Origin of the sequence: Micromonospora globbae (genome assembly GCF_036184225.1) — a bacterium.
GTDB classification, from domain to species: Bacteria; Actinomycetota; Actinomycetes; order Mycobacteriales; family Micromonosporaceae; genus Micromonospora; species Micromonospora globbae.
In genome coordinates, this window is sequence record NZ_CP108084.1 from 2,606,965 (window position 1) to 2,622,385 (window position 15,421).

Here is a 15,421-nt window from a genome sequence, read left to right on the forward strand (position 1 = left end):
GGCTACGCTGTGCGGAAATCCTGCACAGGAGGGTTGCGATGCGGCTGAACACCGCACGCCTGGAGATGCTCAGCCTGCTGGACAGCCTCGGCACCATGCGCGCGGTCGCCACGGCCCTGCACCTGAGCCCGTCGGCAGTCTCGGCGCAGCTGGCGGTCCTGGAGGCGGAGACCCGCACCGAGCTCCTGCGGCGTACCGGCCGCCGCGTCCAGCTCACGACCGCTGGGCGTACCCTCGCCCGGCACGCCCGCGTCATCCTCGACCAGATCAGGGCCGCCGAGGCGGACCTGCGGGGCCTCTCCGGGCGGGCAACGGGTCCGGTACGCCTCGCGGCCTTCTCCAGCGCCGTCCGCGCCGCCGTCATCCCGCTCGCCGCGCGGCTGCGCACGGCGCATCCAGGGATCGCCCTCGAGGTCGCCGAACTGGACCCGCAGGCCAGCCTTCCGGCCCTGCGCCGCGGCGACTACGACATCATCGTGACCGCGGACTTCATCGACGGGTCCATGCCGCTGCACCCCGACGTGCAGACCATCCCCCTGCTCACCGACGACATCGTGCTCGTGACGCCGCGGTCACAGACCGGGTCGGAGACACCGGCGGACCTGGCCGACTTCGCCGAGGCGGCCTGGTCCATCGACATGCCCGGCACGTACCTGTCGAACCTGGTGACGAGCACCTGTCGGCAGGCCGGCTTCGAGCCGGTCGTGGCCGGCCGCTTCGCCAGTTACGAGGTGCTTCTGGCGCATGTCGAGGCCGGACTGTCCGTGTCACTCCTGCCCGAACTGGCCGTGGACCGCCGCTACCGCGTCACCACCCGGCCGCTGCGCCGGCCGTTGACCCGTCACATCTACGCGGCCGTCCGCAGCCGCTCGACCCTCACCGCCGCGAGCCAGGTCGTCCTGAACGAACTGCGCGACCTCTCGGCGGCATCGGCGAACATCGTCTAGCAGCTCGACGTCATCGTGTCGAGCGCGCAGGGTCGGCATGGTTGGCGGGAACCAGGGCTGTGTCCGGTTTCATCCCGTGTCGCGCTGACACAGCGCGCGGTCGGGCGTGAGGATGTGGGCATGAGTTCATCGCGGCCCGGCGCCGACCCCGGGCCCGAGCCGGACCCGACCACGGGCGGATCGGTGAACACCCCGCGGTCCGGGCACCCATCGCCGGACTCCCCCGGATCTTCGCCGGAACACGGCTACCTGCTCGACAACGCCCGGGTGGAGGCCGGTGAGCGGTTCACCTGGCTGGCCGAGCTGTTCGACGGTGTCACGCGCGGGCACGTCGACCGACTCGGAGTGCAGGCGGGCTGGCGCTGCTGGGAAGTCGGGGCCGGAGGCCCCAGCATTCCCGAGGCACTCGCCACGGCCGTCGGACCAACCGGTTACGTGCTGGCCACGGACATCAATCCGGCCTGGTTGGACCCGCACGGCGAGTACGAGGTGCTCCGGCACGACATCGTCGGGGACCCGCCGCCGCAGCCAGGCACGTTCGACCTGGTACACGCGCGGCTCGTGCTCGTTCACGTGCCCGACCGTGCCCGGGCGTTGGCGACGATGGTGGCGGCGCTCCGGCCCGGCGGCTGGCTGTTGGTGGAGGATGCCGACACCGAGCTGCAGCCGCTGGCCTGCCTCGATGAGGTTGGCCCGGCGCAGCGGCGCGCCAATCGGCTCCGGCAGGCCGTTCGGGAGTTGATGACCCGTCGCGGCGCCGATCTGCGCTACGGACGTACGCTGCCGCGGGCGTTGCGCGCGGCGGGCCTGGTCGATGTCGCGGCGGCCGGCTACTTCCCGGTCGGCGGGGTGGCCTGCGACCGGCTGGAGACCGCCACGGTGCGCATGGTCCGCGCCGAGTTGCTCGCCGCGGGGCTGGCCAGCGACATCGAGATCGACGCGCATCTGGCCGCCCTCGATGCCGGCGAGCTCGACCTCACCCTCGCGCCGCTGATCTCGGCATGGGGACGCCGCCCAGGTTGAGCACCGCCTGACGTTCGGCAGATGATCGGATGGCAGATGCAGCGGTGGGTGAGGCGGCAGAGGTTCACCTCAGGCCCGCGCCGCTGAGGTGGAGTGTGCTCGAGCCATGCCTGACGTCGTCGAGGAGGTTCTCCGAGCGGACCAGGGCTGCCGCCCCCTTCAGATGTGCCGACACACCGAGGGATCCGGACGAGATCTGGACCGATGCCGCCAGTTGCGGCGGGGCGTACTGGTCGACCGCCGCGCGAATGCCGTCTGCGATGACGTGGGAGGCGGCGCCGAGTGTGGAGTCCACGACGATGGCCTGGGGGTCGAAGAACACGACGAAGTCGGCGATGCGACGGCCGAGGGAGCGGCCGAATCCGCTGAGTGCGCGTATGATCTCGAGCTCGCCAGAGGCGGCCGCAGCGTCGAGGTCGCTCACGCTGAAGGTCCTTCCGTGAGCCATGGCCAGTTCGTCGAGCAGCGCCGGGATGCTCGTGGTCTGCCAGAAGCAGCCGCGCGCGCCGCACTCGCAGAGCTGTCCCCCGTCGTCCACATGGAGGTGTCCGATCTCGCCCGCCAGCCGTGAGCCGCCACGGTGGAGTTTGCCACCGATGACCAGGCCGGCGCCGGTCCCGTGCGTGAGGGATACGTGGAGCACGGTTGCGGCATCGGCCGCGTTCCCGTAGACGGCCTCGCCGAGCGCTGCCAGATTCGCGTCGTTCTCGCAGAAGACGGGGCGATCGAGATGCTCGCCCACGACGTCTGCGGCCGGTCGCCCGTCCCATTCCCGGAACCGCCGCAGATGTGACCCTCCGAGTGAGTCTGGGCCGGGAGTTCGCGCGAACAGGGATGGGCCCGGCAGCCCGAGGACGGCGAGTTCGATGTCCCGGTGGGTCACCTCGGCTTGGGCGGTCGCACGATCGAGCAGCGCCAAGGCCCCGGTGGGTGCGGTGACGTCCGTTGTGCCGTGCACCGCTGCCAGGATCTCGCCGTCGGGTCGTACCACGCCGGCGAGGAGGCCATGGGCCGCAGCCACGACCACGGCGAGCAGGCCGGGCGACGCCGTGAGAGACCAACCCCGGGCCGGCCTCCCCCTCGCCGAACGCTGTGAGGGATGTTCCACGACGACGCCCGCGGCCCGGAGGCGGTTCAGCGCGTGCACGACGCTGCTGCGAGCCGCTGACAGCTCGGCGCAGACCTCGGCGACGGTACGCCGCTGACCATCGGACAGGGCCCGGAGGACGGCTCGCTCTGTGCCGGTGAGACCACTGTCGAGGCCAGGGTCGGCAGTCGTGGACATGGCCGTTATTTATAGCTGTTTTGTCATAACCGCGCCAGAGGCGGAGCTCCTCCGTCGGTGTCGGGACTGCGTCAGCGCAATGTGGACCTGGATTTACGCCGGACTGGTCATAAAGACCGTACTGGGCTGGCTTGTTTTCGTCTATTGATTGTTTCAGGGGCGTTGCGTAGCGTCCGTGCCAGGGCGCCCGCTGGTGACGCGGCGCGCACCGATCGGAGGGACAACCAGTGTCGAAGCGAACATCCCTGGCCGCGGCGGCCGTCCTCATCGGCGCGGTCTTGATCGCCCCTGGCCCCGCCACCGCCGAGCCGCCCGGTGGCGGTGGAGTCCAGAACGTCATCCCGATCACGCAGGTGTTGGCCTTCGGGCAGAAGGTCACGGCCGTGGCCGTCGAGTACTCGTCAGAGGTGAACCCGCGGACTCTGGACCGCGATACCTACACGGTCTCGGACAGCCTCTACAACTTCCGCTTCAACCCGGTCGGCGACATCACCGACCCGACGAAACGAGCCAACCGGACCGTCACCGCGGTCTACACCAACGATGCGCCGGCCCTTAACGCGACCAAGCAGTCCGACCCGGGCACCTTCGTCATCATCGAACTCGATCCGAGGGATCCCGGCGGCAACACCGTCATGGCCACGGGCAACTACGTCACCGTCAACCCTGACCTGCAGACGCAGGTCGTGCAGAACGAGGACGTCTACGCCCAGCCCGGGAAGGGACAAGGCCGCGGCCCCCGGTTGGCCGCCGCGTCCGACGAGGCGTACCGGCCCACCAAGCCCGCGGTCAACCTCCTGGTCGACGACTTCGTGTACAAGAGGTTCACGACGACCACCGGCACGATGATCCCCTACGCCTACCACCTGCCCGACGGCTACGACGCCGCCAAGAAGTACCCCGTCGTCGTGATCCTGCCCGGACAGGGCATGGGATTCAACGGCTCCAACGAAGGGGTGCAGGTAGCGGCGGACATCCCCGCGACCGCATGGCTGCAGCCGAAGTGGACGGGCACCGACGAGGACGTGATCGTCCTGGCCCCCCAGAACCAGCGGGTCGGTACCGCGGCCGCGCAGGCGGACGTCATGGTCGAGCTCCTGAATGCGTTCGCGCGCGAATTCTCGGTGGACCAGGACAGGATCTACGCATCCACTGTCTCGTACGGCTCGACGCTCGCCTGGGCCGCACTCGCCACCCACCCCGGACTCTTCGACGGCGCCCTGATCACCGGAGGCTTCGCCGCCAGCGCAGCACAGGCAACCGCCATCGCCGCCTCCGGGACGCCGGTATGGATCACCCACGGCACCGGTGACCACCTCCTCAACGTGGTCACCACCGGCCAGACCTCCTACAACCGCATCTGGAACGCCTACATGGCGCTCGGGAAAACCCCCGCCCAGGCGAACGCTCTGGTCAAGTACACCGAGTACGCCGACTCGGCCTTCTACGAACCGGACCGCCACCTCGCCGCGGCCCCCACCTACGAGGACAAGACCATCCTGCAGTGGCTTCTGTCCCAGTGACCTTGACCCACTGACCGTCAAACCCACGCAGGCTCGGAGGCACCTCAGTTGCCGGCGTCCGAATAGGAGCCGGCAGCCCTAGTGAATCCACGACAAGGAAACCAAGGGAGAGCATCGTCAGATGACGAAGGCGATCGTAAGGCGCAGGCTCAGGCGTACGATCTCGTTGCTCGCGTTCATGTCACTCGGTATGGGCGCCGTCGTCTCCGCACCAGCCGCCGTGGCGGCCGAACCCGCGATCGTGGAAGGTGCGACCGTCACGGCGGATAACGACTCGCCGACCGGATACACCGTCACGTTTGTCTACCGCAATCCCAATGCCACTCAGGTCCGCCTCGCCGGAGACCTGACTCTGCTCGACGTCGATACCGGCACCACGCGGTATCAGCCGGAAGCGTGGCAGACGGGGCGGTACCACTCTGGAGGTACCGAGTTCCTCAGGGACATGACGAAGGATTCGAATGGATACTGGTCCATCTCGCTTCCGCTCCACGCCGGAGGCCTCAGCTACTGGTACCGGGTCTGGGACCCGACGCAGGGCTGGGTGAACAAGCGCATCTGGGATCCCGCGTCGACGAAGCCTCGACCCGCCGGCCAGTCCTCGTTCCGCGTCAGGAACAACGACGTTCTCGACGCCGTCTACGTGCCGTACGCCGAGAAGCAGAACGACCCGGTGCTGAAGGCCCGCGCGGAGTACGAGCTACCCGTGGCGGACCCGTCGCAGCGGGGCACCGTCCAGTACGTGCCCTACACCACGATCCTGGGCGACAGTGGCCACTACCTCGGCGTCTACCTGCCGGCCAACTACGACCCCGACCGCGCCGAGCCCTACAAGGTCGTGTACCTCGCCCACGGCATCTTCGGCGACGAGACCGACTTCATGGTTCCCGGAAACGTCCCGAACATCCTCGACAACATGATCGCCAAGGGTGAGATCGAGCCGACCGTGGTCGTCACCATGGGGAACCACTTCACGGGCACCAGCCTCGGCGCCGCCTCCTACAACCAGACCAACGCCGCCAACAACCTGGTCCAGGTCATCCTCCCCTTCATCGAGAAGAACTACAACGTCTCCACCACGCGCGAGGGCCGCGCCTACGGCGGGTTCTCGTACGGCGGCATGACGGGCGGCGTCGTCATCCGGAACTACCCGACTACGTTCGGGTTCTACGCACACTTCTCCGGCAATCCGTCCCTCACCACCCAGGACTACGACAACATCGCAGCCGCGGTCGGCGACGACGACCTCTTCGTGTTTCTCGGCAACGGTGTCTTCGAAGGCAACCTCAACGCCCAGAACACCATCGCGAACAACTTCAGGGCCCGAGGGTTCGCCGCCGAGACGACCCAGGTCCCCGGCGCGCACGACTCGATGACGGCGGGTCAGCTGTTCACGATCTTCGCCCGGGACCACCTGTGGACGGGCGTCGACTCCGTGTCGGTGACGCCTGCGTCCGCGAACCTCACGCAGGGCTGGAACTGGGTGAGGCAGTTCCGCGCCGACGTGACCACGAACGACGGCGTCAGCAAGGCGGTGACGTGGGCGGTCAAGGGTGCGACCTCGGCGGGCACGACCATCTCCGCGGATGGTCGGCTCTCGGTGGCCGCTGACGAGACCGCGTCGTCGCTCACCGTCGTGGCGACGTCGGTGGTCGACCCGACCAAGGCAGGCTCGGCCCAGGTCGCCCTGACGCCTGCGGGCACGGCACGAACCGTGGTGAAGGCGAACGCCGCACCGGCGTCGATCGTCGGTGGTGGCACGTTCACGCTGAACGTCGACGTGAGGGCACAGTCCCAGCACCGGACGGCTCCGACGGTGACCGGTGAGATCGCCGTCACCTTCGGCGGCACCACGCAGGTGGTGTCGCTGACCGACGGCACGGCGGTCGTCACGCTGCCGACCGCCGGACTGGCCTCAGGGGTGTACCCCGTTCACGTCGCGTACTCCGGTGACCCGACCTACGCTCCCGACGCGGCAGTCCACCAGCATCTGCGGGTTCGGTAGCCAGGACGCATGGTGGGCCGGCGGCAAACTGTCGTCGGCCCACCATGGGCGGTCCTGACGCCAGGATCGCCGCGTCGACTCCCCCATGGCCCGCTCGACCCAACCTGACCGGCCCTGACCATACGTGCGGCGCAGGTCATTGTCCTCGGTGCGCCTGCGCTCGTCTCCGGGACGGCCAGCTACCGACGCACCTCGGCAGAACGGGAGTAGCTCGATCCTGGTTGACAGCGCCCACGTCACCGACGGCCAACCATCGACCTGGGACCGCCGCTGGCAACAGCGCGAACCCTCCAGCAGCTACTGACCCTTGATGGCGTCGGCGATCTCGGCCACCCAGGCTTCCTGGGGCGCGGCGCCGGGTTCGAGGGCCCGCATCGCGGCCAGTACGGTCAGGAGCATCCCCTGGCCCAGGAAGTGCCTCGCGGCGCTCGGGTCGGCGCCGGTGAGCTCTCGAACCAACTGATATATCCGGCCGAAGCGCTCGCGGACCACCACGCCGATCGCCGGGTCGCTGCTCGCAGCGAAGCCCTGCAGCAGCAGGACAGGCAGATCGCGCCGAGCGAGGAGCCGGTCGTAGGCGTCACCCAGGGCGGACAGGGCGGCCTGCTGCGCCGCGGCCTCGCGGAAGATGGTCTCGATCTGGTCGGTGGCGTGCTCGATCGCGGCGATGAAGAGTCGCTGCTTGGAGCCGAAGAGTCGAATGACGTAGGGCTGCGACACTCCCGCGAGGCGGGCCACGTCGTCGGTGCTGGTGCCGGCGTAGCCGGTGGCGGCGAACGCCTGGACGGCGGCGGCGACCAGTTGTGCACCCCGTTCGCTGGCGGTCAGCCGGGTTCGCGCCATGCGCGCCCTCCTTCTGGACAAGTTATCAGTCGATAACTAGCGTACAGTGGTAGCTAGTTATCAGTCGATAGCAACTAGCCGAGGCCTGCCTGAAGGAGACATCCATGACCATCCTCGATGCCCGACCCGGACCTCCCCTGGCCCCGCGGCCGGTTCTGCAGCCGAACCGACCGCTCGCGGCCGTACTCGCGGCAGTCAGCATCCCGATGTTCATGGTCACGCTGGACAACCTGGTCGTCACGACGGCACTGCCGGTGATCAGGCACGAGCTCGGTGCCTCGTTGAGTCACCTGCAGTGGTTCGTCAACGCGTACACGCTCCCGTTCGCCGCGCTGCTGCTCACCGCCGCCGCGCTCGGCGACCGGATCGGCCGCCGCAGGCTCTTCGTCGCCGGGATCGCCCTGTTCACTCTCGCCTCCGCGGCGTGCGCGATGGCGACCGCACCCTGGATGCTGATCGCCGCGCGGGCGCTGCAGGGCGTTGGTGGCGCCGCCGTGATGCCCCTGTCGCTCACCCTGCTCGCCGCGGCCGTACCCGGTCGGCTACGTCCCGCGGCGATCGGGATCTGGGGTGGGATCAGTGGTCTCGGGGTCGCCGTCGGCCCGCTCGTCGGCGGCGCCGTGGTGGAGGGCCTGCACTGGTCCTGGATTTTCTGGCTGAACGTGCCGATCGGGCTGATCGCGATCGTGCTCGCCACGGGCGTTCTTCGCGAGTCGCGACGCGACGAGACCCGGCTGGATCCTCTGGGGCTCCTCCTCTCCGCGTCCGGGGTCCTCGCCCTGGTCTGGGGGGTCATCCGGGGTCAGGACCACGGATGGACGACCGGACTGACCCTGACGATGCTGATCGGGGCCGGTGTGCTGCTCGCGCTGTTCGTCGCCTGGGAGCGACACACCACCTCCCCCATGCTCCCGATGCGGCTGTTCCGCTCCCGGGCCTTCCGCAACGTCAACGCAGTGACCCTGGCCTTCTCGGTCGGCGTATTCGGCTCGGTCTTCCTGCTCGCGCAGTTCTTCCAGATCGTCCAGGGGCAGAGCCCGCTGGGGTCCGGACTGCGCACCATGCCCTGGACCATGGCACCGATGGTGGTCGCCCCCATCGCCGGCCTCATCATCAACCGGATCGGCGCCCGCGCCCTGATCGTCACCGGGCAGGCCCTGCTCGCCACCGCCCTGGGCTGGATGGCGCTGATCAGCACCGCTGACGTCGCCTACTCCTCGATGGTCCCCCCGTTCCTGCTCGCCGGTGTCGGCATGGGCCTGACCTTCGCCCCCACCAGCACCGTCGCTCTGGCCAGCGTGTCGATGGAATCCCAGGGCGTCGCCTCCGGCACCCTCAACACCCTCCGCGAGCTCGGCGTCGCGATCGGGGTCGCGGTGCTCGCCTCAGTCTTCGCGGGCAACGGCGACTACAGCAGCGGGACCGCCTTCACCGACGGCATGGTGCCCGCGGTCGCCACCGGAGCAGCCGTGGTCGGCGCCGGCGCCCTCCTCGCGTTCCGTCTACCCGGACGCCAGGCGCGGTAGGCCACCCAGCCCACTCCGCGGTGCCTTCAACGGCTGCCACCCGTCGATGGCGTCCGGGGAAGGCACCGCGGCGTATGCCGGTGGATCCAGCCGCCACCGCCGGAACCCAGGCAGTGTCTCGAAGCCCACCTACGCTGGTGTGGGATCCGAGCGTGGATCCCAGCAAGGTCCACCAGGACGCCCACTGCCGTGATCCGACTGTGGCTCAGGACGTGATCAGGCAGCCGCGATTCAGAGCCACCGCTGTGCCGCCTCGACGCTGTCTCCGACACTGGTGTTGAACGCGATCGCGGCCTGGGGCGCATGGCGCCGGATCAGGTTCACGATCTGTTCGAAGAGCGGAAGCAGCGACTCGGTCTTGCGGATCCCGGCGCCGACGACCACGACATCCCACGGCTGCTTGGTCAGCGATGCGACGAGGGTGGATTCGGCCGTCCCGTCGAACACGATCAGCGTCATGGCCGCGTCGATGCCCTGCTCACCGAACCGGGCCAGATCCGCATCGAGCGCCGCACGAAGCGCCTCCGTGTCGACGCCAGGTATCGCTTGCGGGTCGTAACCGACAACTAGTGCAGATGGCATGCCGCCAACCTACCGAGCCCTCCCCGAACATGATCCACCGGACTGGACCTCGCTTACTGCCGAGGGACGTTGGTCAACCTGGTGATGGGTGGTGTGGAGCCGGGGGCGCTACGCCGCCCGCGCGCCCTGCACGTGCGAGAGCGACCGCAGACCTCTCGGCCGCGCTGCGGGACGCTGGTACGGCTCGCCCCGAATGCGGGGCGAGCCGTACCGGCGGATCGACCCCGGCGACGGGCTCGGCTGCCCCCTGCACGTGCGGGCGCTCCGGTAGACCGGTTGGGGGGGAGACAACTGGCCGCCCATCATCATGCCGCGGCGGTGGCTGCCGTTGGATCAGGCGGCGGAGCGGGCGATGGCGCGCTCGACGAGGGTTACGGTGGCCCGGGGGTCCGCGACCTGGACGACGACACGGGCGTAGCGCTCGTCGCGTAGCTCGATGACGACGGCCTTTGCGGGGTCGCGGACGTCCCAGAAGACACGCTCGCCGTCGATGTGGAAAGTGCCGGCGGTGATGACGCCGGGTAGGTGGGTGCCGGGCGCGCGGATGCCCTTGGGCTCCTTGACGATGCCGGGGTCGGCGGTGATGCCCCGGACGTTGAGCAGCGGAACCTCCAGGCGGCTCCGGAGGGCCCAGAGCTTGTCCAGTCCTTCGATCTCGACGATGAGCCTGTCGTTGTCGACGCGTACCTTCGCCATCAGGGCTCCCTCAGTGTCGCGGTTGGTGGATCCGCTCGAACAGGACCGTGCCGGCGTCGACGGCCTCGACGCCGGTGCGGATGCGCAGGCGCAGGCCGAGGATCGCCGAGGTGAGCGCGTAGGCCAGGGGCGACGGCCCGTCGTCGGCGGTCGCCGCACCGCCGCCCAAGGTGCGAGCGATGGCCGTGTCGAAGTCGCGCATGGTGCGAGCCACTTCCTCAGCCACCTCGGAGTCCACGGGCGCGCGTTCGGCCACGGCCAGGAGCAGCAAATCCAGGTCGTGGCCGGCGGTGTCGGCCACGAACATGTCCCTCAATGCCCGTGTCGGGTCGGGGGCCGCGTTGATCTTCGCCAGCAGTGGCCGGACCTGATGCTCCAGGTGCCACCGCAGGGCGGCCAGGTACAGCCCGCGCTTGCTGCCGAAGACCTTGTACAGGCTGTTGCGGTGCACGCCGAGGTGCGTCACCAGGTCGTCGACGGAGATGCCGTCGTACGCCCGGCTGGCGAACAGGCTCGCCGCAGCCTTGATCACCGCGGTCTCGTCGAACGCTCTCGGTCGACCCACCGGAAGACCGTAACCGGTTTAGGAACGATCAGTCAAGAACGAGCATTCCTAAACCGGGCCCGCGTCCGTGGACGGCCGGCGGCATACGACGTGGGTGGGGCGCGTCGGTCTTCCGCCACGTGGCGGCTCGACACCCGGGCAGGGTGTCGAGCCGCCGAGCGTTGCCGGGGTTCAGGGCCGGACGCGGGTCATGGTGGACTCGTAGCCGCCGCCGGGCCACGCCCACGCCCCGGTGGCGCTGGTGCCCTGCGCGTCGAAGGTGCCGCGGTACCGGGCCGGCGAGCCCGGCTGGCCGAACCAGATGGTCAACTCCCGGTCGACCACTTCGTACACGTACTCCAGGATGTCTCCCGTACTGCCGAAGAAGTGTGATCTCAGGGTGCCGCTGTCGGCGTCGTATCCGATGTACTCGACGCCGGTGGTGGACCCGCCGTCCTGGCTCAGGTCGACGTGCTGGACCAGGAAGTGACCGCCCGGCATCCACTCGTAGGTGACGGTGCCGTGGTGTCCGGGCCCGGACACGTGCCACGTGCCGACCAGCACGTCGAGGGTCCTCAGGGCCGGGTGGGGGGTGTTGGCGGACGGGGCGCCGCCGAGGATCTCGTCGGTCATGGTGGTGGTTCCCTTCAGCGAATGAGGTGGGTGAGCGGTCGGGTTGTCAGCGGGTGCGGGTGACGAGTGGGCGCAGCTGGGTGCGGCGGCTGTAGACGATCACGCCGGCGACCAGCAGGAACGCGGCTGGCATCGCGGGGTTGACACCGATGAGCAGGTTGGTGACCACGGCCCCGGCCATGAGCCCACTGAGGCTGAGAGCGGCCAGCGCGGCCAGCCGCGGAACCAGCAGGCCGACGGCGGCGGCCACCTCGCAGACGCCGACGAGGTAGCGCAGCCACTGCCCCATCCCGATGTCGGTGAACAGGTCGACCATTCGCGCGTCGCCGATGAGCTTGAGCACCCCGCCCGAGGCGATCTGCACGGCGAGGAACACCTGCAGTACCCATCGGCCCATCGATGCGGCGCGGCGCAGCGCGGTCGAGCGGCTGGTGGAACGGGTGGTGACGGTGGCGGTCATCGGGCTCTCCTCGTCGGATCGTCGTTGCTGTGCCCGAGACGTCGGAGCCGACCACCGGCTCTCTACACGCCGGTCGAGATTCTTTTGAAGATTTTTTGCTGCTCCGCGATGACGGCACGTCGCGGTCGCCGGACGGAACCGGCTCCTGTCATCTGGTATCAATGTCCGACCGGGCGGACGCGGAGGTGACGGTGAAGTACATGGTGATGACCTACGGCGGCCCATCGGACTGGGAAGCGCTGGCCGGTACCGGCCCGAACGCGATGTCACCCGCGGAGATCGCCGCTCACTTCGAAGCGATGCAGGCGCTGCACGAGGAACTGGCCGCCACCGGCGAGCTGGTCACCGCCTTCGGGCTGTCCGAGCCGGCATCCGCGCAGACGGTCGACATCCACGGCGGCACTCCCGTGGTCTCCGACGGGCCCTACGCCGAGACCAAGGAGTTCCTCGCCGGGTTCGGCATCATCGACGTGGCGACCCACGAACGGGCGATCGAGTTGGCAGCCCGGTTCGCCGGCGTCGTGTCCACCCGCGTCGAACTACGACCCGTGTACGGATGAGCGCCGACCTGCTGCGCGAACTGGCGCCCAAGGTCCTGGCCGCGGTGACGCGCCGCTACGGGCACTTCGACGAGGCCGAGGACGCCACCCAGGAGGCCCTGTTGGCCGCGAGCACGCAGTGGCCCGCCGAGGGCGTACCAGACAACCCGCGCGGCTGGCTGATCCGCGTCGCCTCCCGACGCCTGATCGACCACCTGCGCAGCGAGCAGTCCCGTCTGCGCCGCGAGACGGCGCTCGCGGCGCAGGTACCGCCCGCGGACTGGTTGGCTCCGCCAGCCGACATCGGCGACACGCCGTCCGACGACACCCTGACGCTGCTGTTCCTGTGCTGTCATCCCGCGCTCACCGCGGCCTCGCAGATCGCGCTGACACTGCGAGCGGTGGGCGGACTGACCACGGCGGAGATCGCCCACGCGCTGCTCGTGCCCGAGGCGACGCTGGCACAGCGGATCAGCCGCGCCAAGCAGCGCATCAAGGACGCCGGCGCCAGATTCGAACCCCCCACCCCGGACGACTACGACCGTCGGTTGCGGGCGGTACTGCACGTGCTCTACCTCATCTTCAACGAAGGCCACACGGCGAGCTCGGGCGTCGCCCTCCAGCGTACGGATCTGGCCGCCGAGGCGATCCGGCTCGCCCGTACCCTCCACCAGGCTCGCCCCGACGACGCCGAGGCCGCCGGCCTGCTCGCCCTGCTGCTCCTCACCGACGCCCGCCGGGCAGCGCGCACCGGCCCCTCCGGTGAACTGGTGCCGCTGGCAGAGCAAGACCGTGGCCGGTGGGATCGCCGCCTCATCCACCAAGGCATCACGCTGCTCACCGCCGCACTGGCGCGCCGTCGACCGGGCCCCTACCAGATCCAGGCGGCGATCGCCGCGGCGCACGACCAGGCCGCCCGCGCCGAGGACACCGACTGGCGGCACATCCTCAACCTGTACGACATGCTCCAGCGTCTCGACGACACCCCCGTCGTCACCCTCAACCGCGCCGTCGCCACCGCCATGGTCCACGGACCCCGGGCCGGCCTGGCACTGCTGGAAACGCTCGACTCCGACCCTCGGATGACGGGCAACCACCGCCTCGCCGCCGTACGCGCCCACCTCCTCGACCAAGCCGGTGATCACCAGGCAGCCGCCGCCCAGTACCACGCCGCCGCACAGCAGACGGCGAGCGTCCCCGAACGCGAATACCTGCTCCGACAGGCCCGACTCGCGTCCCGGTAACCCTGGGAACCCGGCGGCAGCCCGAGGACAGGGAGTGGCGCACTGGAGCCCATGGCTCTGCCCGCCGGGACCACTACAGGCCATCCACAACTGCCGGTGCGGTACTAGCCGACGCGGGCGCCTGGCCTTGACCGCTCGTCGCTGCGGTACGTCTTCCAGGCGAGCAGGGTCAGCCACAACCAGGCAACGACGATCATGATCCGCTGAAACAGGCCACCGAACGCTACGAGGTTCTGCGATTGGGCGAAGGCGGCGTTCGACAGCCCGAGCGCGACGAGGACGACGGCGGCGGTCGTGGCCGAGTAGAACGCCCAGCGCCACTGGTTGCCGGCGACGAACCGAAGGGTGAACACGATGCAGGCTCCCATGATTGCGATGAAGGCGAGCAGTGATACGCCGTCGTGCAGGGCCGCGTGGGTGCTGCTGTAGGCAGGCAACCGGTCCGGGCTGCCGGGTGGGTAACCGCTGACCGGGTCGGTGGTGAAGAGGCCGGCGCCGACGAGGCCGAGCGCCCACACGCCGACGAACAGCGGGCCCCACAGCCGGCCGGGTCCTCGGGGCAGAGTCCGCCGGAGCCCGACGGCGAGTACGGCGGTCAACACGCCGGCGACCAGGAACGTTGCGGTCTGCACCCAGCCGTGGTGGCCGAGGGCGAGGGAACTGACCGGATGGCGCAGCGGATCGTAACCGTCGCGGGTGGCGCCCTGGATCAGGAGGCTGAGCACGAACAGCGGGCCGGCGGCGGTACCGCAGATGAGTGGGGCCTTGGACATGGAGACCTCCAGCGTCGTCGAGGGCTGTCAGTCTGGGTTGACAAGGGGTGCTTGTCAACCCAAACTGACAGGCATGGAGGAGTCCCCACTGGTCGCGCGGTTGCGGTCGCATGATCCGGCCGTGTTGCTTCGCGCCGTCGGTGCCCTGCACCGGCTCGCCGAGCAGGTCGAGGCTGCGGCGGTGGCCCGCGCCCGAGCCGAAGGTTGGACCTGGGAGCAGATCGGCGACGCGCTCGGTGTCTCCCGCCAGTCCGCCCACACCAAGCATGGAAAGTGAGTCGCCATGTTCGAACGATTCACGGCTGGCGCCCGAGCCGCGGTTACGGTGCACGCACCGACGGAGGCGCGGAGGCGCGGCGACCGGCGCGTCGGCACGGAGCATCTGCTCCTCGGCGTGCTGCATGACGTAGAGGCGGCCCAGACGCTCGGCGTCGACATCGAGACAGCACGGTCCGCGCTCGCCGCTCTGGACGAGGCGGCCCTTGCCGCCATCGGCATCGACGCCCGTGGCGTCGAGCGGGCCACGATCACGGAATCGTCGACACGGTTGCCGTTCACGTCCGGCGCGAAGGCCACCCTGTCCAGGGCCCTCGCCGTAGCCCGACGCACCGGCGCACGTCGGATCGCCGTCGTCCACCTGCTGGCCGGGCTCCTGGATGGTGACCGCACCGATCCCGCAACGAACGTATTGGCCGAGGTGGGCGTGGACCGTGTAGCTGTCCGCGCCCGTGTGGTGCCGTAGCCGTCGCCCGCTTGGTTGGATGGCCCCCGGTTCGTCTCGGCTGGCGGAGGCCACTC

18 protein-coding genes are annotated in these 15,421 nt (G+C 69.5%); 9 read left to right on the plus strand and 9 right to left on the minus strand.

The features are described from left to right. Positions 1-38: 38 nt before the first annotated feature. Both OG994_RS11475 and OG994_RS11480 read left to right on the plus strand, forming a co-directional pair. Positions 39-947 carry a LysR substrate-binding domain-containing protein gene (locus tag OG994_RS11475; RefSeq protein ID WP_328853162.1) on the plus strand — a complete coding sequence of 303 codons (909 nt, stop codon included), beginning with the start codon at positions 39-41 and terminating at the stop codon, positions 945-947. Positions 948-1,214: 267 nt separating this feature from the next. Further along, complete coding sequence (locus tag OG994_RS11480) at positions 1,215-1,970, plus strand: methyltransferase domain-containing protein (protein WP_328853163.1); 756 nt, start codon at positions 1,215-1,217, stop codon at positions 1,968-1,970. A gap of 64 nt (positions 1,971-2,034) precedes the next feature. Here the strand turns inward: OG994_RS11480 and OG994_RS11485 are convergent, their stop codons facing one another. Beyond that, positions 2,035-3,255 carry an ROK family transcriptional regulator gene (locus OG994_RS11485; RefSeq protein ID WP_328853164.1) on the minus strand — a complete coding sequence of 407 codons (1,221 nt, stop codon included), beginning with the start codon at positions 3,253-3,255 and terminating at the stop codon, positions 2,035-2,037. Positions 3,256-3,482: 227 nt separating this feature from the next. Here OG994_RS11485 and OG994_RS11490 point away from each other — a divergent pair, with 227 nt between their 5' ends. Further along, positions 3,483-4,778, plus strand: a complete 1,296-nt coding sequence (locus OG994_RS11490; protein ID WP_328853165.1) for a hypothetical protein — start codon at positions 3,483-3,485, stop codon at positions 4,776-4,778. A 117-nt stretch (positions 4,779-4,895) separates the two neighbouring features. Here OG994_RS11490 and OG994_RS11495 read toward each other — a convergent pair whose 3' ends face one another. Beyond that, a complete protein-coding gene (locus OG994_RS11495) occupies positions 4,896-5,075 on the minus strand; it encodes a hypothetical protein (protein ID WP_328853166.1) in 180 nt (59 codons plus the stop codon). A 148-nt stretch (positions 5,076-5,223) separates the two neighbouring features. Here OG994_RS11495 and OG994_RS11500 point away from each other — a divergent pair, with 148 nt between their 5' ends. Beyond that, complete coding sequence (locus OG994_RS11500; RefSeq protein WP_328853167.1) at positions 5,224-6,783, plus strand: alpha/beta hydrolase-fold protein; 1,560 nt, start codon at positions 5,224-5,226, stop codon at positions 6,781-6,783. Between the two features lie 297 nt (positions 6,784-7,080). Here the strand turns inward: OG994_RS11500 and OG994_RS11505 are convergent, their stop codons facing one another. Further along, positions 7,081-7,626, minus strand: a complete 546-nt coding sequence (locus OG994_RS11505) for a TetR/AcrR family transcriptional regulator (RefSeq protein WP_328853168.1) — start codon at positions 7,624-7,626, stop codon at positions 7,081-7,083. A 104-nt stretch (positions 7,627-7,730) separates the two neighbouring features. Here OG994_RS11505 and OG994_RS11510 point away from each other — a divergent pair, with 104 nt between their 5' ends. Next, entirely contained in the window at positions 7,731-9,152 is a 1,422-nt protein-coding gene (locus tag OG994_RS11510) for a DHA2 family efflux MFS transporter permease subunit (protein WP_328853169.1), read from the plus strand. Positions 9,153-9,383: 231 nt separating this feature from the next. Here OG994_RS11510 and OG994_RS11515 read toward each other — a convergent pair whose 3' ends face one another. The 5 genes from OG994_RS11515 to OG994_RS11535 all read right to left on the minus strand — a co-directional run bounded on the left by OG994_RS11515 (position 9,384) and on the right by OG994_RS11535 (position 12,067). Then, positions 9,384-9,734, minus strand: a complete 351-nt coding sequence (locus tag OG994_RS11515; RefSeq protein ID WP_328853170.1) for a hypothetical protein — start codon at positions 9,732-9,734, stop codon at positions 9,384-9,386. Positions 9,735-10,067: 333 nt separating this feature from the next. Continuing rightward, positions 10,068-10,430 (minus strand): hypothetical protein, encoded by a 363-nt coding sequence (locus OG994_RS11520; RefSeq protein WP_328853171.1) that lies wholly within the window; start codon positions 10,428-10,430, stop codon positions 10,068-10,070. A 10-nt stretch (positions 10,431-10,440) separates the two neighbouring features. Then, positions 10,441-10,995 carry a TetR/AcrR family transcriptional regulator gene (locus tag OG994_RS11525; RefSeq protein ID WP_328853172.1) on the minus strand — a complete coding sequence of 185 codons (555 nt, stop codon included), beginning with the start codon at positions 10,993-10,995 and terminating at the stop codon, positions 10,441-10,443. A 171-nt stretch (positions 10,996-11,166) separates the two neighbouring features. Beyond that, positions 11,167-11,607, minus strand: a complete 441-nt coding sequence (locus tag OG994_RS11530) for a hypothetical protein (protein WP_328853173.1) — start codon at positions 11,605-11,607, stop codon at positions 11,167-11,169. Positions 11,608-11,653: 46 nt separating this feature from the next. Beyond that, complete coding sequence (locus OG994_RS11535; protein WP_328853174.1) at positions 11,654-12,067, minus strand: DoxX family protein; 414 nt, start codon at positions 12,065-12,067, stop codon at positions 11,654-11,656. Between the two features lie 29 nt (positions 12,068-12,096). Here OG994_RS11535 and OG994_RS11540 point away from each other — a divergent pair, with 29 nt between their 5' ends. Both OG994_RS11540 and OG994_RS11545 read left to right on the plus strand, forming a co-directional pair. After that, complete coding sequence (locus tag OG994_RS11540) at positions 12,097-12,627, plus strand: YciI family protein (RefSeq protein ID WP_328853175.1); 531 nt, start codon at positions 12,097-12,099, stop codon at positions 12,625-12,627. Beyond that, positions 12,624-13,850, plus strand: a complete 1,227-nt coding sequence (locus OG994_RS11545) for an RNA polymerase sigma factor (RefSeq protein ID WP_328853176.1) — start codon at positions 12,624-12,626, stop codon at positions 13,848-13,850. The genes OG994_RS11540 and OG994_RS11545 overlap by 4 nt, the downstream gene beginning before the upstream one ends. 104 nt (positions 13,851-13,954) lie before the next feature. Here OG994_RS11545 and OG994_RS11550 read toward each other — a convergent pair whose 3' ends face one another. After that, the gene (locus OG994_RS11550) at positions 13,955-14,623 is read right to left on the minus strand and encodes a DUF998 domain-containing protein (RefSeq protein ID WP_120331629.1); all 669 of its coding nucleotides are present in this window, start codon (positions 14,621-14,623) and stop codon (positions 13,955-13,957) included. A 73-nt stretch (positions 14,624-14,696) separates the two neighbouring features. Here OG994_RS11550 and OG994_RS11555 point away from each other — a divergent pair, with 73 nt between their 5' ends. Further along, entirely contained in the window at positions 14,697-14,900 is a 204-nt protein-coding gene (locus OG994_RS11555) for a helix-turn-helix domain-containing protein (protein ID WP_120331630.1), read from the plus strand. Between the two features lie 6 nt (positions 14,901-14,906). Beyond that, entirely contained in the window at positions 14,907-15,365 is a 459-nt protein-coding gene (locus OG994_RS11560; RefSeq protein WP_328853177.1) for a Clp protease N-terminal domain-containing protein, read from the plus strand. Positions 15,366-15,421 lie beyond the last annotated feature (56 nt).